Source organism: Bacillus sp. SD075 (assembly GCF_017355165.1).
Taxonomy (GTDB): Bacteria; Bacillota; Bacilli; order Bacillales; family DSM-1321; genus Peribacillus.
Window position 1 is genome coordinate 22,083 of sequence record NZ_JADILK010000034.1, and the last position, 19,694, is coordinate 41,776.

19 protein-coding genes are annotated in these 19,694 nt (G+C 40.8%); 17 read left to right on the plus strand and 2 right to left on the minus strand.

All coding sequences use genetic code 11. The annotated features are described in order from the left end of the window. Positions 1-214: 214 nt before the first annotated feature. The 5 genes from larE to IOC57_RS18845 are packed head-to-tail and all read left to right on the plus strand — an operon-like array spanning position 215 to position 3,560. Positions 215-1,030, plus strand: coding sequence for an ATP-dependent sacrificial sulfur transferase LarE (gene larE, locus IOC57_RS18825; RefSeq protein ID WP_207440125.1), 816 nt, complete (start codon positions 215-217; stop codon positions 1,028-1,030). Beyond that, positions 1,027-1,797 carry a nickel pincer cofactor biosynthesis protein LarB gene (gene larB, locus IOC57_RS18830; RefSeq protein ID WP_207440126.1) on the plus strand — a complete coding sequence of 257 codons (771 nt, stop codon included), beginning with the start codon at positions 1,027-1,029 and terminating at the stop codon, positions 1,795-1,797. The genes larE and larB overlap by 4 nt, the downstream gene beginning before the upstream one ends. Further along, positions 1,778-2,638, plus strand: a complete 861-nt coding sequence (gene larC, locus IOC57_RS18835; RefSeq protein ID WP_207440127.1) for a nickel pincer cofactor biosynthesis protein LarC — start codon at positions 1,778-1,780, stop codon at positions 2,636-2,638. Before larB ends, larC begins: the two co-directional genes overlap by 20 nt. Then, entirely contained in the window at positions 2,635-3,111 is a 477-nt protein-coding gene (gene larC2 / locus IOC57_RS18840) for a nickel pincer cofactor biosynthesis protein LarC2 (RefSeq protein ID WP_207440128.1), read from the plus strand. Before larC ends, larC2 begins: the two co-directional genes overlap by 4 nt. Beyond that, entirely contained in the window at positions 3,108-3,560 is a 453-nt protein-coding gene (locus tag IOC57_RS18845; RefSeq protein ID WP_207440129.1) for a hypothetical protein, read from the plus strand. The genes larC2 and IOC57_RS18845 overlap by 4 nt, the downstream gene beginning before the upstream one ends. A 289-nt stretch (positions 3,561-3,849) precedes the next feature. On the opposite strand, the gene IOC57_RS18850 is transcribed toward IOC57_RS18845, so the two are convergent. After that, positions 3,850-4,767, minus strand: a complete 918-nt coding sequence (locus IOC57_RS18850) for a DMT family transporter (protein ID WP_207440130.1) — start codon at positions 4,765-4,767, stop codon at positions 3,850-3,852. Positions 4,768-5,174: 407 nt separating this feature from the next. Between IOC57_RS18850 and IOC57_RS18855 the strand changes: the two genes are divergently transcribed. The 8 genes from IOC57_RS18855 to IOC57_RS18890 all read left to right on the plus strand — a co-directional run bounded on the left by IOC57_RS18855 (position 5,175) and on the right by IOC57_RS18890 (position 13,356). Continuing rightward, on the plus strand, positions 5,175-6,131 hold the full coding sequence (locus IOC57_RS18855; RefSeq protein ID WP_207440131.1) for a sugar kinase: 957 nt from the start codon (positions 5,175-5,177) through the stop codon (positions 6,129-6,131). A 26-nt stretch (positions 6,132-6,157) separates the two neighbouring features. Beyond that, positions 6,158-7,168 (plus strand): ureidoglycolate dehydrogenase, encoded by a 1,011-nt coding sequence (gene allD / locus IOC57_RS18860; RefSeq protein WP_207440132.1) that lies wholly within the window; start codon positions 6,158-6,160, stop codon positions 7,166-7,168. Between the two features lie 8 nt (positions 7,169-7,176). Then, a complete protein-coding gene (locus tag IOC57_RS18865) occupies positions 7,177-8,196 on the plus strand; it encodes a zinc-binding alcohol dehydrogenase family protein (protein ID WP_207440133.1) in 1,020 nt (339 codons plus the stop codon). A gap of 13 nt (positions 8,197-8,209) precedes the next feature. Further along, positions 8,210-8,830, plus strand: a complete 621-nt coding sequence (locus IOC57_RS18870) for a bifunctional 2-keto-4-hydroxyglutarate aldolase/2-keto-3-deoxy-6-phosphogluconate aldolase (RefSeq protein ID WP_207440134.1) — start codon at positions 8,210-8,212, stop codon at positions 8,828-8,830. A gap of 12 nt (positions 8,831-8,842) precedes the next feature. Beyond that, a complete protein-coding gene (gene uxuA, locus IOC57_RS18875) occupies positions 8,843-9,919 on the plus strand; it encodes a mannonate dehydratase (protein ID WP_207440135.1) in 1,077 nt (358 codons plus the stop codon). Further along, on the plus strand, positions 9,916-10,752 hold the full coding sequence (locus tag IOC57_RS18880) for an SDR family oxidoreductase (RefSeq protein WP_207440136.1): 837 nt from the start codon (positions 9,916-9,918) through the stop codon (positions 10,750-10,752). The genes uxuA and IOC57_RS18880 overlap by 4 nt, the downstream gene beginning before the upstream one ends. Positions 10,753-10,959: 207 nt before the next feature. Continuing rightward, positions 10,960-11,961, plus strand: a complete 1,002-nt coding sequence (locus IOC57_RS18885) for a LacI family DNA-binding transcriptional regulator (protein WP_207440137.1) — start codon at positions 10,960-10,962, stop codon at positions 11,959-11,961. A 153-nt stretch (positions 11,962-12,114) separates the two neighbouring features. Next, positions 12,115-13,356 (plus strand): MFS transporter, encoded by a 1,242-nt coding sequence (locus tag IOC57_RS18890; protein WP_207440138.1) that lies wholly within the window; start codon positions 12,115-12,117, stop codon positions 13,354-13,356. A 96-nt stretch (positions 13,357-13,452) separates the two neighbouring features. Here IOC57_RS18890 and IOC57_RS18895 read toward each other — a convergent pair whose 3' ends face one another. Then, a complete protein-coding gene (locus IOC57_RS18895) occupies positions 13,453-14,322 on the minus strand; it encodes an AraC family transcriptional regulator (protein ID WP_207440139.1) in 870 nt (289 codons plus the stop codon). Positions 14,323-14,519: 197 nt separating this feature from the next. Here IOC57_RS18895 and IOC57_RS18900 point away from each other — a divergent pair, with 197 nt between their 5' ends. The 4 genes from IOC57_RS18900 to IOC57_RS18915 all read left to right on the plus strand — a co-directional run bounded on the left by IOC57_RS18900 (position 14,520) and on the right by IOC57_RS18915 (position 19,684). Further along, positions 14,520-16,025 (plus strand): UxaA family hydrolase, encoded by a 1,506-nt coding sequence (locus tag IOC57_RS18900; protein WP_207440140.1) that lies wholly within the window; start codon positions 14,520-14,522, stop codon positions 16,023-16,025. Positions 16,026-16,069: 44 nt separating this feature from the next. After that, entirely contained in the window at positions 16,070-17,083 is a 1,014-nt protein-coding gene (locus IOC57_RS18905) for a zinc-binding alcohol dehydrogenase family protein (RefSeq protein ID WP_207440141.1), read from the plus strand. Between the two features lie 87 nt (positions 17,084-17,170). Further along, complete coding sequence (locus IOC57_RS18910; RefSeq protein ID WP_207440142.1) at positions 17,171-18,691, plus strand: tagaturonate reductase; 1,521 nt, start codon at positions 17,171-17,173, stop codon at positions 18,689-18,691. A 288-nt stretch (positions 18,692-18,979) separates the two neighbouring features. Further along, positions 18,980-19,684 carry a TerC family protein gene (locus tag IOC57_RS18915; protein WP_207440143.1) on the plus strand — a complete coding sequence of 235 codons (705 nt, stop codon included), beginning with the start codon at positions 18,980-18,982 and terminating at the stop codon, positions 19,682-19,684. Positions 19,685-19,694 lie beyond the last annotated feature (10 nt).

Below are 19,694 nucleotides of genomic sequence, written 5' to 3' on the forward strand. Positions count from 1 at the left end.
CAGAAACGGAAAAAATTCTCGGCTCTCGTAAAAAAAGTTAAAGTAATCCGTCGCATATAGTTCAGAGACGATGGGACTGAAGGTATGAGGGTGTGTTTTTCCTCCTTTCCGACCAATTTGATGTATCTCATTCAATCTTTTAGTAGTCCATCAAGGGTGTTATTGCTGGTGGACAGTAGATAAATTCAGACAAACCAGAAAGGAGAAAAGTTCTATGTTACTAGAAAAGTACAGAAACCTGCAGGGTATTCTTCAAAAAATGGAGTCGGTTGTGGTCGCCTTTTCAGGAGGGGTGGACAGCACATTTTTGTTAAAAGTCGCGATTGATACTTTGGGTTATGATAATGTGTTAGCCATTACAGCAGATTCGGAAACCTATCCGTCTAGTGAATTGAAAGAGGCCCTTATGCTGTCAAAATGGATTGGTGCCAAACATCGTGTCATTCAAACTTCGGAGTTGGCCATTCCTGGATATACAGCAAATAATCAAAATCGCTGTTACTTTTGTAAAAGTGGTTTATTTGACCACCTGCTTCCTATTCTTGAACAATATGATTTTAATAATATTATATATGGAGTTATTGCTGATGATGCAAACGAATTTCGTCCTGGCATGAAGGCAGCAAAAGAAAAAGGAATTAGGGGACCTCTTCTAGAAGCCGATTTATTCAAAGAAGAAATAAGAGAATTGTCCAAGGAAGCCGGTTTGCCAACCTGGGATAAACCGTCATTTGCTTGCCTATCCTCACGAATAGCATATGGTGAAATCATTACGAAGGAAAAATTGACTAAAGTGGATAAATCAGAGGCTTACTTAAAATCATTGGATATTCATCAGGTAAGAGTCAGGACGCATGAGGATACTGCCCGAATTGAAGTTGAACCCGACGATATGCCGCGAGTGCTTCAATACCATGTGGCAATCACGAAACAGCTGAAACAATTTGGTTATAAGTATGTATCAATGGATCTCACGGGCTATACAAGCGGGAGTATGAATATAGCGCTTAAAAAGGAAGAAATGTTATGATCGATAATATTTTGGAGCAGGTTCAAAAGGGTTCATTGACAGTCGCGGAAGCAAAGGAAAAACTTGCATCCTATGAAAATTTAGGGTTCGCAAAAATCGATCATCATCGTAAGAGAAGACAAGGCTTCCCCGAAATTGTATTTGGAGAAGGGAAAACAGCTGAACAAATTTTAACGATTGTCCAATCACTGCGGGCAAGGAATGATTCCGTACTTGTGACTCGCATTTCTCCGGAAAAAGCAGTGTTTGTACAAAAAGAATATAGTGATTTTGAGTATAACGATATGGCACGGACACTTGCATGGGTTAAGGAAAAATCCAAATCTGTTGGTTCATATATTGCAATTGTATGCGCCGGGACATCAGATTTGCCCGTTGCAGAAGAAGCAGCCGTGACGGCGGAAACTCTAGGTATTCCAGTCAGGCGTATATACGATGTGGGTGTTGCTGGACTGCACCGCCTCCTTGATAATATTGACGAGATACGAGGGGCTACGGCATCCGTTTGTGTCGCGGGGATGGAAGGGGCACTTCCAAGTGTGTTAGGAGGCCTTGTCATGAATCCAATTATTGCTGTGCCGACAAGTATTGGTTACGGTGCTAATTTTCACGGTTTATCGGCACTGCTATCGATGCTCAATTCATGTGCATCCGGTGTAAGTGTGGTCAACATCGATAATGGATTTGGTGCAGCCTACAATGCAGCGATTATATACAAACTTGTACATAAAAAGGAGGTCAATTGCGATGAGGACTTTATATTTTGACTGCTTTTCCGGCATAAGCGGAGATATGGTTATTGGTGCGTTGATTGATGCAGGTGCAGACCCTGTACAAATGGAAGAGGAGTTAAAAAAGCTGAACATAGATGAAGAATATACTCTGTCATGGGGGAAGGTCGTCAAAAATGGCATTACCAGTACGAAATTTGATGTCATTCTTACCAGTAAATCAGAGCAACCACATGAACACAGCCACAGTGATGAACACGAACACAGTCATGGACATGAACACAACCATAACGATGAACACGGCCACAGCCATGGACATGTACACGAAAACAATCATAACCATGTGCATCACCATCATCATGGCAGCCGTACCTACAAACAAATTGTGGAAGCTATAAATGAGGCAAACTTTAATGAATCGGTAACGAACTGGTCACTCGCCATTTTTAAGAAGATTGGTGAAGCGGAAGGGCATATACACGGGCTTCCTCTTGAAAAAGTTCACTTTCACGAGGTAGGAGCGGTAGATTCAATAATAGATATTATCGGGGCTGCCATTTTAATCGATCAGCTAGGTATTGAATCAGTTCAGTCATCAGCCATTCCAACGGGATCTGGACATATACATATTGATCACGGCATATATCCTGTTCCTGCACCTGCCACTCTGGAAATATTAAAGGGGGTACCGATTGCCTCGAACGATATTCGATTTGAATTGACAACGCCGACCGGTGCTGCCATCGCTGCAGTTTTAGCTGAAAAATTCGGCTTGCTTCCAGCCATGACTGTCGAATCCATTGGGTATGGTGCGGGAACAAAAACATTTGAGAATCATCCGAACGTACTTCGTATTATCATTGGGGAGATTCAATGAACCGACCACCTGATCATGAACATCTTGATGAACAAATGGTAAAAATGGAAGTGAATCTTGATGATATTTCCGGTGAATGGATGGGACATGTAATGGATTTGCTGTTTGAATCAGGAGCAAATGATGTATATTATACGCCAATCTTTATGAAAAAAAATCGACCGGGGGTGTTATTGCAACTACTCTGTTCACAGCAGATGGTTTCGAAAATGAAGAAGATATTATTTGCTGAAACGACGACGCTCGGTATACGCTATTATCCCCTTACCGTGCACAGGCTCGAACGATGTTTTTTCACTGTACATACACAATGGGGGGAAGTGACGATAAAAAGAGGGTTCCATGAAGGGCTGCCCGTGCAGCAGGCTCCTGAATATGAAGATTGCCGTAAAATTGCCGTACAGAACAATTTACCGCTTAAACAGGTGTATGAAGAAGTATGGAAGTGTCTCGGGGAGGTGATAGAGAAATGAGTTTGGTGTCAATTCTCTCATTAGGCTTCCTATTGGGGGTAAAGCATTCATTAGAGCCGGATCACGTTATTGCAGTAGCAACTACAGCAGGAAATACGAAAAAATTATCGCGTTCCACTCTAACGGGGGTGTATTGGGGAATAGGCCATACATGTACGCTGTTTCTTATAGGGATGCTGTTCATTTGGATGAAAGGGGAAATTCCGGAGTCGTTAAGCATGACGCTGGAATTTGGCGTTGGTATTATGCTTGTTATGCTAGGGGCGAAAAGTTTATTTAAAAATCGCCCTAATATTACGAACGATAAAGATCGATTTCGTCCTTTTTTGGTGTCTGCTTTAATTGGGTTTGTCCATGGTCTCGCGGGAGCTATAAGTTTTGTATTCGGACTTTATTATCTGTACAAATTGGGTGTAACAGAAGGTTTGTTTGCGATCTGGGCTAGTTGATTTACATTATTAGCATGACTGTAATCTCAGGCTGTCCGTAACCCTTAGACAGTCTCTTTTATATGTATTATGTCATCAAAACCAATTTTATGTAAACAATATGTCCTCATCAAGGAGTCTTCTCAGAAAGAAAAGGGTAACAACTGATATAAGGCTTACCTAATGGGCATTCTTCACTTATAAAATAAGACCCTATGACACTGCTAAGCCATTTTTTTAACAATGGCTTAGCAGTGTCATAGATGCCTTTTTTAAAGGAAGGCGCGAAAAAGAGGTTTTGCTGTAGCCGCTAGGCAGATATACGTTTATTTTTCCTTTGGAAAATCCATATTTCAATTGCACCCGAGCCAAGCAATACTCCTGAAACAATGAAGATAAGTCCGATGAAATGTGCAGGCACAATGGCTTCATTAAGGAAAAATGCTGCTCCTAACAAAGAGAATAAGGTGTTTAAGTTAAGAAATATGGATGATTCAGCTGCACCTACCTTACCAATGGCATAATTATAGCTCATGTGCCCGAGGGCAGTGGCAAAAATAGCAGAGAACAAGAAAGCTCCCCAGATGGATGGCGGGGCCGTTGCCAGTGAAGATAAGCCTTCTGGTTCCTTCCATAAGCTGATGGCAAAAAGAATAAAAGACCCGATAAGCATCATGTAGCCGGTTAGTAATCGTGGATCCATTGTTTTCGAGGCTTTATTAATGAGTATGAAACTCAATGCCTGTGAAAGAATGGAAAGTAAAATATCCACATCTCCCAGATTAATAGAGTGAAGTCCTCCGCTTCCTGCCATAACGGTAAAACTCACACCTAGGGCACCGCATATAAAGCCAACTAGCCTGATTAAAGTGGGCTTTTTACGAAAAAATATCATGGTCAAGATGACAGTCAATATCGGCCCCATGCCCAAAATAAGTCCAGCATTCGAGGCGGAAGTCTTCGTCAATCCCTCCGCTAAAAAATAATGATGAAAAACGACACTCAAAAGTGCTCCTCCAAAAATGTAAAAAAGTTCACTTTTTTTAGGAAGCCGTATTAATCCAAAGAAGAAAAGGATAATAATGACTATAAGGGATGCAGCAAAAATTCTCAAAGAAGTTATTGTTACGGGCTGCGTATTCGCAACTAAAATTTTAATAACTGAGACATTTAACCCCCATGTGATCATTATTCCGGTAAGTAAGATGTATATTCTCAAAAAACTCATTCCAAACAACCTTTCAAACTTATTATTTAATAATTGATATATTATACAACTTTCTCCAAATTAATAGCAAAGAGTAAAATTTGATTGAATGCCCTAGGATGAAATATCCGTAACTATTAAACATTAAAAATGGGGAAAGAAATAATCCCTTCCACTTTACCTTTATATGGGTTTTGATCATAAATTTAGTTTGGATGTTATATGAAAAAATATCAAATAAAAATAAAATTACAAATTATCAAACTTTTCTATTGTTTTTGGTAGGGTTTTCATTTACAATTTCCTTATGATTTACCAAACCGATTTAGTAATTAACTAAATCGATTTAGCAATAAATCTTGATGAAAATGATATGATCAAATGTTTTTGTTTTTATTTGTGACTGTTCGAAAGAAGGAGGTACTGTATTGTCATCAAAATATGGTGTTTTAACGCTGGGCGACGCCATGATTACGCTAAATCCGGAAGAGACAGGACCTTTAAGATTCGTTACCCGTTTTGAGCGAAAAGTAGGAGGCGCTGAACTGAATTTTGCGATTGGCTGTGCAAGGCTTGGCATGCGGGCAAAATGGATAAGCCGTTTAGGCAAGGATGAGTTCGGTAAAGTTATCTACAATTTCGCGCGTGGGGAAGGCGTGGACATGAGTGATGTTGCCTATGTAAATGGATATCCAACATCTCTTAACTTTAAAGAAATTCGGGAGGATGGCTCGGGAAAGACTTTTTATTACCGCTATCAATCTCCTATTTTAACTTTATTGCCAGGAGATATAACAGAGAAGATGTTTGAAGAGATTGATTTAGTCCACCTTACTGGAGTATTTTTGGCTATAGATCCTAAAAATATGGAAATTGCCAAGCGGGTAATGGAGATTGCAAAACAGAAAAATATACCTATTTCCTTTGATCCGAATATCCGCTTAAAGCTATGGTCCATCGAGGAAGCAAGATCAGTTTATTATAACATATTTACATATGTTGACATTTTGCTAACGGGTTTAGATGAAATAAAATTGATCACCGGAACTGACTCTAAAGAATCATTGGCGGAATTCGCAAAGGTGAATGATATTGATCAGCTTGTCATAAAGGACGGGAAACATGGTTCAAAACTATATACCAAAAATGAATGGCATGAAAAACAAGCCTTCCCTGTTATACCTGTAGATACTGTCGGTGCAGGAGATGGTTATGATGCCGGTTATATTTACGGATATCTTCATGGCTTATCAATTGATGAAAGATTGACATTCGCAAATGGTGTAGGAGCTCTTGTCACAACTGTTGCAGGGGATAATGAAGGATTACCATATTTGGATGAAGTTAAGCCGTTCATACAGAATGAAGCTGTTATAGAAAGATAGATGACTAAAAGAAATGAGGGAAGAAAATGGCAACAGTAACGATACAAGCCGAGGAAGCAAAACGATTAGTCATACAACAACTGACTAAAGTGGGTTTAAATGAAGAAAATGCCGGAAAAATCGCGGAAGTATTGGTTCATGCCGATCTCAGAAATGTCAATTCCCATGGTGTTTTGCGAACAGAGCATTATGTGAACCGTTTACAGGCAGGAGGCATAAATCCAGATGCACAGATTTCCTTTCAAAAGACAGGGCCCGTTACCGGTGTAGTTGATGGAGATGATGGTTTTGGGCATGTGATAGGCGACGTGGCCATGGACCATGCAATCGAAATGGCTAGAGATAATGGCGTGGGCATGGTGACTGTTTTTAATAGCAGCCATTGCGGAGCACTGAGCTATTTCGTTCAAAAAGCTGCTGATGCAAAGTTGATTGGCATCGCTATGTCACATACCGATAAAATTGTGGTCCCGTTCGGAGGAAAAACATCATTTCTTGGAACCAACCCAATCGCTTACGGAGTTCCTGCCAAAACGAAGAAACCCTTTATTCTTGATATGGCCACATCCAATGTTGCGCTGGGGAAAATCCTCCAGGCACGTGAAGAGGGAAAGGAAATCCCTGAAGGTTGGGGAGTGGATGAAAATGGAGCTGCGGTCACCGACCCGAATAAAGTTGTTTCCCTTTCCACTTTCGGAGGCCCGAAAGGCTATGGTCTTTCCGTAATTGTAGACGTGTTTTCTGGATTATTGGCCGGTGCGGCATTTGGTCCGCACATTGGGAAAATGTATGACGATCTTGATAAGAAACGGAAGCTGGGACATTATTTTTGTGTAATTAATCCTTCGTTCTTTACGGATACTGATATATTTTTAGAGCAAATGGATCAAATGATCGAAGAGCTGCGACAGGTTGAACCTGCTCCAGGATTCGATCGGGTATATCTACCGGGTGAAATTGAACAAATCAATGAAGAAAAAAACCTGAAACAAGGTATTACAATAGCATCAAGTGTTTATGAATTTCTTACAAAGTAGGTGGGGAAATGAAAGCGGTTCAAGTACGGAAAGCTCATGAACTTATCATTCAAGAAGTGGAAAAACCACGGATTTCGAACTCGACGGATGTCCTAGTAAAAGTGAAAAGAGTTGGAATTTGCGGATCGGATATGCATATTTACCATGGTACGAATCCTCTTGCAACGCTGCCGCGGGTCGTTGGGCATGAAGTAGCGGGAGAAGTTGTGGAGATAGGTCAAGGTGTCGCGGGCATCAAAGTGGGGGACCACGTTGTTGTTGAGCCCATCAGTTATTGCGGAGAGTGTTACGCTTGCCGTAAAGGTCGCCAAAATGTTTGTGGAAAACTTTCCGTTTTTGGCGTGCATGAAGATGGTGGGATGAGGGAATGGTTCGTCCTTCCCGAGAAACAATTGCATGTTGTGGATCCCGCTTTAGCCTGGGAAGAAATAGTATTGGCTGAGCCATACACAATTGGTGCACAGGCTGTTTGGAGAGGCGAGGTGGAGGATGGGGAAACCGTTCTTATCCAGGGAGCTGGGCCTATTGGAATTTGCATATTAAAGATGGCAAAGCTTCAAGGGGCATCAGTTATGATCACGGATTTAAGTGATGAGCGTTTGGAATTCGCTAAAGAAAACGGCGCTGATATCATCGTCCATGCGGGAAAAGAAGATGTTCAAAAACGGGTAGAAGAATGGACGAATGGCGAAGGGGCCAACGTCGTCATTGATGCAGTATGCCTGCCGATGACATTTGAATTGTCCTTCGATGTCGTGTCACCGGCGGGGCGGATTGTTGTACTAGGTTTTGATGAACGTCCTTCAGCGGTTTCCCAGCTACCAATTACTAAAAAAGAAGTTTCTGTGAAAGGATCTAGATTGCAAACCGACCAGTTTCCAAAAGTGGTTAAACTTTTGAATGAAGGCAAACTCAGACATGAAGGTTTAGTTACCCATACATTTTCGCTCGATGATATCCAGGAAGCATTTAAGTTTGTTGAAAATCATCCCGAACAAGTTCGAAAAGCAATCATTGTTTTTAATTAAGGGGGTAGGAATCATGGATAAGCATTCGATCATACATCAAATAACGGAAACGAAAGTTGTTGCTGTTATCCGGGGACAGGATGCAAAGGAGGCAGCACAGCTGTCTAAAGCAGCTGTGGAAGGTGGTGTTCGGGCAATCGAGTTGACATATACAACACCGGGAATTGAAGAAGCTTTCAAAGAACTGCAAAATTCGGACGCACTTTTAGGAGCAGGATCCGTACTTGATTCTGAAACGGCACGACATGCGATTTTAGCTGGCGCCAATTTTATTGTCAGTCCCTATTTTGTCAATGGCGTAGCTGAACTTTGTAATCGATACGGCATTCCCTATATGCCTGGATGCATGACAATTAGAGAAATGGCTACATCATTGGAAGCAGGCTGTGATGTTTTGAAGTTATTTCCGGCAAACCATTTCGAACCTTCTTTCATCAAGTCGGTTAATGGTCCACTGCCCAATGTAAGGATCATGCCAACCGGCGGAATTAATTTGGATAACATGAAGAATTGGCTTAATGCAGGCGCGGTAGCAATCGGGATTGGCAGTGATTTGAACAAAGCCTATCAGAATGGCGGCTATGAGGCCGCAGTGGAGTTAAGCAGAAAATACATGCAGAAAATTGCGGAATGATGGAGGTGCATGATGAACATTACATTCAGATGGTACGGGAAAGACAATGATACTGTTTCATTGGAGCACATTAAACAGATTCCTGGAGTGAAAGGGATTGTCTGGGCACTACACCAAAAACCTGTTGGTGAGGTATGGGAAAAGGAAGAAATTAAAGAAGAAATCGAGTATATCCAATCATTTGGTTTTCACACGGATGTCGTAGAGAGTGTAAATGTCCATGAATCGATTAAATTGGGTAACGAAGATCGCATGATATATATAGAGAAATACAAAGAGACGATCCGGAATCTTTCGGAAGCAGGAGTGAAAGTCATTTGTTATAACTTCATGCCGATCTTTGATTGGACTCGGACGGAAATGTTCCATCCTTTGGAAGATGGCTCAACTGCCCTGTTTTATGAAAAGGCGAAAGTGGATACGTTAGATCCACAAGATTTAATTCGTACGGTAACTGAAGCTTCAGATTTAACTTTACCAGGTTGGGAACCAGAAAAAATGGACCAAATCTCTGAATTATTCGAAGCTTACAAATCTGTGGACGAAGAGCAGCTATGGGCGAATCTAGAAATCTTCCTAAAAGAAATATTACCTGTTGCAGAGGCTTGTGGTATAAAAATGGCAATACACCCGGATGATCCGCCATGGTCCATTTTTGGCTTGCCAAGAATCATAACCGGAGAGTCGAGCTATGAAAAACTGATCTCGATTTCGGATTCACCATCGAATGCATTCACGATGTGTACAGGATCGATGGGGGCAAACCCTGAAAACGACATGGTCCAGGTGGCTAAAAAGTATGCAAACCGTTCGCCTTTCTCCCATATCCGGAATGTGAAGATTTATGAAAATGGTGACTTTGTGGAAACATCCCATCATACCCAGGATGGATCCATCAATATACAGGGCGTCGTGGAAGAATTAAATAAGCAAAATTATACTGGTTATGTCAGACCGGATCATGGCCGCCATATATGGGGTGAAGTTTGCCGCCCAGGTTACGGTTTATATGACAGAGCACTGGGAATCATGTATTTGCTCGGATTATGGGATGCATATGAAGCAGGTAAATCAGGTGGGGAATCATGATTCCCATCCATGAAAACTTATCGAACAGGGTGGCAGTGATCACAGGAGGCAGCGGTGTTTTATGTTCCAAAATGGCTGTGGAATTGGCCCGTCATGGTGTCAAGATAGCTATATTGAACAGAACGGCCGAAAAGGGGCAGGAAGTGGTCGAACTCATTGAACAAACAGGGGGCACTGCGATATCCATTGCGGCAGATGTTTTGGATAGAACCTCCTTGGAGAATGCAAGGGAAAAAATAATAAAAACATTCGGAAGAGTGGATTTATTAATAAATGGAGCAGGAGGCAATCATCCTGATGCCATTACAGCTCCAGAGAAATATGGGGAAGAAGCAGAAGGGAAATCCTTTTTTGATTTAGATGAAAATGCTTTCTCCCATGTTTTTTCCAGCAATTTCACCGGTACATTTTTGGCCAGTCAGGTTTTTGGGAAAGAGTTATTGCAAGTGGAAGCACCAGTTATCTTAAATATATCTTCAATGAGTGCTTACGCGCCAATGACTAAAGTACCAGCATATAGTGCTGCCAAAGCTTCGATAAATAATTTTACCATGTGGATGGCTGTTCATTTTGCCGAAGAAGGTTTACGGGTGAATGCCATTGCTCCAGGATTCTTTTTAACGAAGCAAAATCGGGATCTTCTGCTTAATGAAGACGGCAGCCTGACGGCAAGGTCAAATAAAATCATAACTTCAACACCCATGAAGCGCTTTGGGCAGCCTGAAGATTTACTTGGCACCTTGCTTTGGCTCGTTGATGAATCCTATTCGGGCTTTGTTACAGGAATTACGGTACCAGTCGATGGGGGCTTCATGGCATACTCAGGCGTCTGAATCCAGATCCAATAAAAAGGCAATTAAGTGACGATTGTACATTAGTTGATTGAATTTGTTACAAGGTATGGGAAATTGACTTTTTTACTGCATCAGAAGGTGATTGTAAAGCTTTACTTATTATAATAGAATATTCCTTATATACTAAGCCATTATGTTTTATGGAATTAGGCAGAGAAAAGAAATCACATGACAGGAATGAATGAAATGAAAACCATTACAATTACGGATGTCGCCAATCATGCGAAAGTATCAAAAAGCACAGTTTCCCAATACCTGAACAAGCGATATGAGTATATGAGTGAAAAAACCAGGAAAAAAATTGAAGAAACTATTGAAGAATTAAACTATCAGCCTAATATAATAGCGCGCAGTTTAAAACAAAAATCCACTTTTACCGTTGGGGTGGTGGTAGCCAACATCCTTCACACGTTTTCAACGCAAGTTATTAGAGCGATAGAAAACTACTTTTATGAACAAGGGTTTCATATTATCGTATGCAATGCAGATGACAACCCTGAAAAGGAAAAGAATTATATTGAAATGCTGAGAGCTAAACAAGTGGATGGGATCATCATTTTCCCCACAGGTGACAATCTTGATTTATATCAACGTATGAAGAGTGATCAGTTCCCGATTGTTTTCATGGATAGGACGATCGAAGAATTGGATATCGCAACAGTCATGCTCGATAATCACCTTGCTTCCAAGTTAGCGATCGACCGATTTATTGAAAAGGGTTTTGAAAACATTGCAATCATGACCACTTCAATAATACGCGATATCAGTCCTCGAATCGAGCGTATCCAAGGGTACAAGGATTCACTGGCGTCACATGGGATACCATACAATTCTGAATATATTAAAACAGTGAATGTAGATGAAATTCCTGTTGCACTTTCAGAATTTTTCGAATTGGAAAAGCCGCCCGAAGCCATATTGGCAGGAAATGATATCGTACTTAATGAGGTATTGCGTTATATGAAACAGCACGAAATCAACATACCTGATGACATAGCGGTCATAGGAGTCGATGATGTACCGTATGCCAGTTTCTATACACCGACCATCACAACGGTTAATCAGCCAGCCATTGAAATGGCCAACCTGGCAGCAGAGTTACTGCTTAGTCAGATCAATAAAACAGGAAATGAGGATACAAGCGTGCATCGCTTGAAACCGACTTTGCTTTCAAGGAATTCTTGCTAGAACCAGATGTAAGAATTTCCGTGAAAAAGAAAGCGCTTTTTTACGGAAATTCTAAACCGATTTAGTTATAGGTCATATAGGCTTTACTCTTGGTTATTAAATGGAAACGTTTCCATGAATGCAGCTTCATGGAAGCGTATAGGGGGGTACTTTATGTTTTCAAATGGTAGAGGAATGGTCATCGTTTTCTTGTTCTTGGCTGGGGTAATAAATTATCTGGACCGATCTGCACTGTCTATTGCAGCTCCGTTCATCCAAGATGATTTATCTTTAACAGCAACACAAATGGGAATTATTTTTAGTAGCTTTTCAGTTGGTTATGCCATATTTAACTTCCTTGGGGGAATGGCGTCCGATAGATGGGGTGCAAAGCTTACGCTTTTCGTGGCGATGATCGTTTGGTCTTTATTTAGTGGTGCACTTGTACTGGCTGTCGGTTTTGCGAGTATGATAGTCATCCGCATACTGTTTGGGATGGGCGAAGGCCCTCTTTCTGCAACCATCAATAAAATGGTGAATAACTGGTTCCCAGCGAATCAGCGGGCATCTGTCGTTGGTTTGACGAATAGCGGAACGCCGCTTGGTGGCGCAATTGCAGGTCCAATAGTTGGGTTTATTGCCATCTCATATGGCTGGAGAGTTTCTTTCATTGCCATTATGGTGATTGGTCTTATATGGGCAATTTGCTGGTGGAAGTTCGTTAAAGAAAAACCACAAGAGTCAAAAGAACAGAAACATTCGGGGAAATCTTATGTGGCGGCAACAACGGAAGAAAAGGTGAAATTCACCTTTTATTTAAAACAAAAAACGGTTTTATTTACAGCTCTAGCCTTTTTTTCTTATAACTATATTCTCTTCTTTTTCTTAACTTGGTTCCCAAGCTATTTGGTGGATGCACGCGGCCTAAGTGTAGAAAATATGAGTATCATTACAGTGATTCCTTGGATTTTTGGATTCATCGGACTTGCTTTGGGTGGATTCGTGTCGGATTTCTTCTTTAAAAAATTCGCTCAAAAAGGTGTTTTATTCTCACGTAAGCTCGTGCTTGTAACATGTTTGTTCTTATCGGCGGTATGTATCGGTTTTGCCGGACTTGTATCCACAACGGTCAGTGCGGTAACACTTGTCGCACTTTCCGTCTTCTTCCTATATTTGACTGGTGCCATTTACTGGGCTATCGTCAACGATGTTGTCGACCCTGGTAATGTTGGATCTGTTGGAGGTTTTATGCATTTCTTGGCAAATACAGCAGGAATCATAGGACCGACGTTAACAGGATACATTGTCGATACCTCAGGCACATACACAGTTGCATTCTTGCTTGCAGGTGGCTTGGCCATCGTTGCATCGCTTGCAGTCATCCGTTTTGTACGACCGATAGTAAGGCCTGCGTAATAGATTGTTAGAATGGAAGTGTCTCCCAAAGGAAATATCAAGGGAAGACACTTCCGTTTTTAATGAACCAAAACTTTTCATGTTTTTGAGGCATGCCTAGCGGATCCGATTTTCATTACGAAATGTAGCTGGCGTCTTTTCATTGTATTTCTTAAAGGTACGATAAAATTGGGGCATGCTTTCAAAACCACAAATTTCGGCAATATTGGCAATGGTGTAATTCGTTTCCAGTAAAAGTTCCTTTGCCTTGATGATCCTTTTCGTGTTTAAATACACGATTAGCCCAATTCCAGTCGTTTCCTTAAAAACCCTGCTGAAATGAGCGGGACTGACCAAAGCTTTTTGTGCAAGTATCGTCAAATTCAATGTTTCATCGATATGTTCATGAATATAGATTAAAATATCTTTGATCCATTCTGAACTATAACTATTGCCCTCAGGTAAATCCTCTTTGCCATTTATCCTGGTACGGTATAAAGCAAGTATGATTTGATGAACGATCAGCAAACAAGCGTGCCTTGAGCCCATTGATTGGCTAGTTGTTTCTTGCAGGATGAGGTGGAGCTGTTCCTCCATCTTTACTTGCTCCTTTTGCGGCAATGATATTTTATAATTCTTACTCTTTTTTGTCAGGTCAAACAAATGTAAATAAGAAAAAGAATCATCAACCATATCTTTATATATTAATGTGGGGCTGAAAAAGATAATGGTGGAGGTGACAGGGTCCTCCTTATTGGGTAATGCCCGATGAATGGTATTATTCGGGATCAGGAATACATCCCCTTGCTGCATATCATAAAACACATCACCGATAAAAAACGTTCCCTTACCATTATAAACATAAACAATTTCATAATAGTCATGCATATGATCGGACAATTCATTCTGAGGACTTTTCGTATCTTGATAGACAAAAGAAAAGGGGAAAAGGAAATCATGATTTAATGCATTATGGATTTTTTTCATTTCGTTCATCTCCTGAATGTATATTACAACAAGAATGAGTATATTTATAGCAAAATATGCAATTAATATTTCAAAAATTGATGTTAAAATTATTATAGATTTAAAAATATAAAACATTCAAGCGGGAAATGAAAGGGCTTTCTGAAGGGGGGGACGTTTGGTTTTGAACGTCAACCTCATGATAAGGAGGGGACAAAATGAATAGATTTGTTCAATTGCATTCAAATGATGATGTTGTCATTTCATTGGAGGGAATTCAAAAAGGGCAGAGCCTTCAGATTCAAACATATGACAGGGGAATGATCCAAATGAAGGCAAGTGATGACATTCCTAAAGGGCATAAGATGTCAGTGAACCCGATAAAACGAGGCGAGGACGTAATCAAATTTGGCTACTCGATCGGAAAAGCTAAAGAAGATATCTCCATTGGGGCTTGGGTTCACACCCATAATCTAGCATCCGGTTTGCATGGTATATTGGATTATTCCTATCACCCAAGCAGTCAAGATACAAAAGAGCAAAGTCAAAGTCATACTTTCCAAGGGTATATCCGTGAAAATGGGGAAGTGGGTATCCGGAATGAAATCTGGATCATCAACACGGTTGGTTGCATCAATAAAACATGTGAAGTTCTCGCTAAAATGGGAAATGAGCAATTTAAAGATCGACGAATTGATGGGATTCATCACTTTTCCCACCCCTACGGTTGCTCTCAATTGGGAGATGATTTGACCCATACACAGAAACTATTGGCTGCCTTGGCTCAACATCCAAATGCTGCAGGGGTTTTGGTTGTAGGATTAGGATGTGAGAACAATCAAATCGAAGCATTTAAAGAAGTCATAGGCGAATTTCCTCCAAATCGGATTAAATTTTTAAAAGCCCAGGAGGTTCATGATGAATTGGAGATCGGCTTACGTTTAATGGGAGAATTAGTGGAATATGCGGAAGGGTTCGTACGCATGCCCGTGCCGGTTTCAAAGTTGAAAATAGGCTTGAAGTGCGGGGGTTCCGATGGTTTTTCAGGCATTACCGCTAATCCATTGGTTGGTGCGGTTTCCGACCTTATTGTAGGAAATGGCGGGACAACGATTTTGACAGAGGTTCCTGAGATGTTTGGAGCGGAAACAATATTAATGAACAGGGCAAGAGATGAAGAAACCTTTAATAAGATCGTTGGCCTTATTAATGATTTCAAAAAGTATTTCATTCGCCATGATCAGGAAATTTATGAAAACCCTTCACCTGGAAACAAGGAAGGCGGCATTAGTACGCTGGAGGAAAAATCACTTGGATGCACGCAAAAAGGAGGCCATGCCACGGTAGTGGATGTAAGCCCATATGGAGAACGAGTAGTGAAGCATGGTTTGAATTTGATTAATTCTCCAGGGAATGACCTGATTTCGGTGACGGCTCTAGCAGCAGCGGGCGCGCATATCGTTCTTTTCACTACGGGAAGGGGAACACCATTTGGCGGACCGGTGCCAACTGTGAAAATAGCAACGAATTCAGATTTAGCCAATCGTAAAAAACACTGGATTGATTATAATGCCGGGCTGTTGATTGAAGGTCAAAGGATCGATGAATTAAAGGACGATTTATTCCAATACATTCTTGAACTTTCATCAGGTAAAAAGAAAACGAATAATGAAAAATTCGGATATAGGGAGATCAGCATCTTTAAAGAAGGCGTCATCCTCTAACAGGTGTACATATCTATTAAGTTATTATAAAGGAGTGCTATTCAGTGAAAAGTATTGTATGTGAACAACCTTTTGAATTTAAGATGATCGAGTCGGAAAAACCAGTTCCAAATTCAGGGGAAGCTTTGATTCGTGTGCGACGCATAGGAATATGCGGAACGGATATTCATGCTTATGGTGGTAATCAACCCTTTTTTAGCTATCCTCGAATACTTGGCCATGAACTTTCCGGTAATATTGAGTCTATACCGGAGAATGTATCAGGGCTTAATGTCGGGGATCAAGTTTCGATCATCCCCTATTTGGAATGTGGAAAATGCCTGGCTTGCAGAAGTGGAAAAACAAACTGCTGTACGGATATGAAAGTATTAGGTGTACATGCAGAAGGAGGCATGAGTGAGTGGATGACGGTTCCTCATAATCATTTGGTGAGAACTGAGGGTCTTACCCTTGACCAATCCGCAATGATAGAGCCTTTAAGTATAGGGGCTCACGCAGTTAGGCGCGCTGCTATTCATAAAGGGGAATTTGCGCTTGTGATTGGTGCTGGTCCAATTGGCTTGGGAGTCATGGCATTCGCTAAAGAACAGGGTGCGAAGGTGATCGCAATGGATGTAAATGATGAACGCCTTGCGTTTGCAGGCAAATGGGCAAATGTCGATTATACTTTGAACGTTTTGGAGAATCCAATGGAGAAATTAGCTGAATTGACTAATGGAGATATGCCAAGCGTGGTATTTGATGCGACAGGTAATGCTAAATCAATGATGGATTCATTTAAATACCCTGCTCACGGCGGAAGATTGATATATGTAGGTTTAGTTAAAGCGGATATTTCCTTTAATGATCCTGAATTCCACAGTAAAGAGCTTACATTAATGGGAAGCCGTAATGCAACAAGGGATGATTTTGATTATGTCGTGAATACGCTGAAAAATGAAAAGTTGGATATGGGTCAGTATATTACACACCGCACGCATTTGGATGAAATGATCAATCAGTTTGAAGGGTGGTTAACTCCTGAAGCTAAAGTGATTAAGGCCATTGTTGAAATATAAGCATAAGTTAGGTTTACTGTCGTAAGGGTAATCTCTTGAAATCACACTCCGAATTGGATATTTCCGTTAGAAGGGAGTTCTTTGGTCATGAACTTTAATAAAAGCCAACTGAATGGTCTAAGTAAAGATACAAAAGCTGTCCAATATTCACATATGATGGATTTTCCCATAAAAGTATTGCAGATTGGGGAAGGGAATTTTCTTCGGGGCTTTTTTGATTGGATGATATATGAATGTAATAAACAAGGCCACTTTCGGGGAAGTATTGCACTTACCCAGCCTCGCCCTTCCGGAAAAGGTAAAATAGAGGAAGTGAAGCGGCAAGATGGATTGTATACATTAATGTTACGTGGTTTTCACCAAGGGGAGAAAGTGGAACATACAGAGATCATTTCCGTTTTTTCGAAGGTAATTGATCCATATGGAGAATGGATGGAATTTTTAGCACTATCAGAAAACCCTGCATTGGAATTTGTGGTTTCCAACACGACTGAAGCAGGACTCAAATACCAGCCGATTCCTTTGGAAGAAGGAATCCCGATTGAATCTTTTCCAGGAAAACTGACTGCTTTTTTATATCATCGTTATCTGCATTTCAACGGTGATGCGGAAAAAGGACTCACCATGCTTCCGTGTGAGCTTTTAGAGAAAAATGGTGATTCATTGAAGCAATGTGTTCTTAAGCATAGCAGGGATTGGGATTTACCAAAGCCCTTCATGGAGTGGCTGGACAGGGACAATCAATTCTTAAACTCGCTTGTAGACCGTATCGTTACAGGATTCCCCGCAAATGAGGCGGAAAAGCTATTTGCAGCATGGGGATATACGGATACTCTGCTAAATACGGCAGAACCCTATCATTTATGGGCTATTGAAGGGGATCCTTCTATTGATGAACGCCTTCCCTTACAACAATCCGGGTTAAATGTGCGTTGGGTTAAAGATTTAGTGCCTTACCAAATGAGGAAGGTACGGATTCTTAATGGATCACATACCCTGATGGCACCTTTAGGGATTTTATCTGGATTGGAAGAAGTAAAACAGGCAATCGATCATCCTGATTTCAAGCGATTCCTGGGCAATTCCATCGAAGAGGAAATAATTCCTTCATTACCCTTTGATCATAATGAGATGATGCTATATGGGAAAAGTGTTCTTGAGCGATTTAAGAATCCCTTTGTACATCATCTGCTGGCCGATATTTCGCTGAATAGTATTTCGAAGTTTAAGGTTCGTCTCCTGCCTACTTTAGAGGAATATCATATGGCGAAAGGCAGGCTGCCCGACTGTATCGTAAGAGGTTTTTCGGGCCTGATCCGGTTCTATAAGGTTCAGGAAGTAATGGGGAGTTATATTGGTAAAAGCTTCGCGGGTAAAGACTATGTTGTTAAAGATGATATTAAGACGATTGAATTTTTCAAGGAACAATGGCTTCGATATGAGAGGGGAGAAATCCCTCTTAGACAATTGATAGAGGCCACTTTAAGTAATCAATATCTATGGGGGAAGGATTTGAGCGGTATCCCGAACCTAGGAAACGAATTATGCCAATATCTAGAAGGCATGATGGATGGAGATCATCCGTTGAAGGAATCCGGGCAAAGTTAAGTTCATGAATATCCTTCCTATCTCATATTTTTTTCTTTATTTTATTTCTATTTTTGGTATACTGGATTAGTGATATAATTACTTAGTAGTTTCCTATTGGAAAGATATCAAAAGAATTACATATTCTTTATTCCCGTGAAGGGGAGTAGCGTCAGGGTAACCTGAAATAAAGTCGTCATTACGTGGGAGTTCCACCGGCTTTATTGGCCTAGTTCATTTAGTGCTTAGCGAGACCTTTGCCATTTATGGCAGAGGTCTCTTTATTTTTGTATAAAGGAGGAAAATGTGTTGGATTTTTTAACAGGTGAATTCATTTCAGGACTTTTAGCGATCATTATGATAGATTTGGTTCTAGCCGGTGATAATGCGATCCTTATTGGATTGGCTGCAAGAAAGCTTCCAAAAGATCAGCAAAAAAAGGTGATAATCTGGGGAGCGGTAGGGGCAATAGTGATAAGGATCATTGCAACGCTGCTGGTAGTTGTACTACTAGAAGTGCCTGGACTGCATTTAATAGGGGGATTACTTCTTGTATGGATTGCTTATAAACTCCTTATCGAAGAAGAGGAACATGATTTGAAGCCTGCAGACTCTATGTGGGCAGCCATAAAAACTATTATTATAGCGGATGCTTTAATGGGATTGGATAATGTCCTAGCGGTGGCAGGTGCATCTCATGGTAACTTCACATTAGTGGTGATTGGCTTACTTGTATCCATCCCAGTAGTGATGTATGGAAGTACTTTGATCCTGAAACTGATTGAACGTTTCCCATCCATCATTATAATTGGTGCGGGAATACTAGGTTGGACAGCTGCTAAAATGATTGTAGCTGAACCCTTCATGCACGACTATTTTGCAAATCCCTTCATTAAATATGGATTTGAAGCGGTAGTGGTGATTGGAATCCTGGTTGCCGGGACCTCAAGACAGAAAAGTATAGAAAAAGAAAAAGCAAACAGAGAGAAGTTGCAAATCGAACGTAATGGATAATGGACAAAAA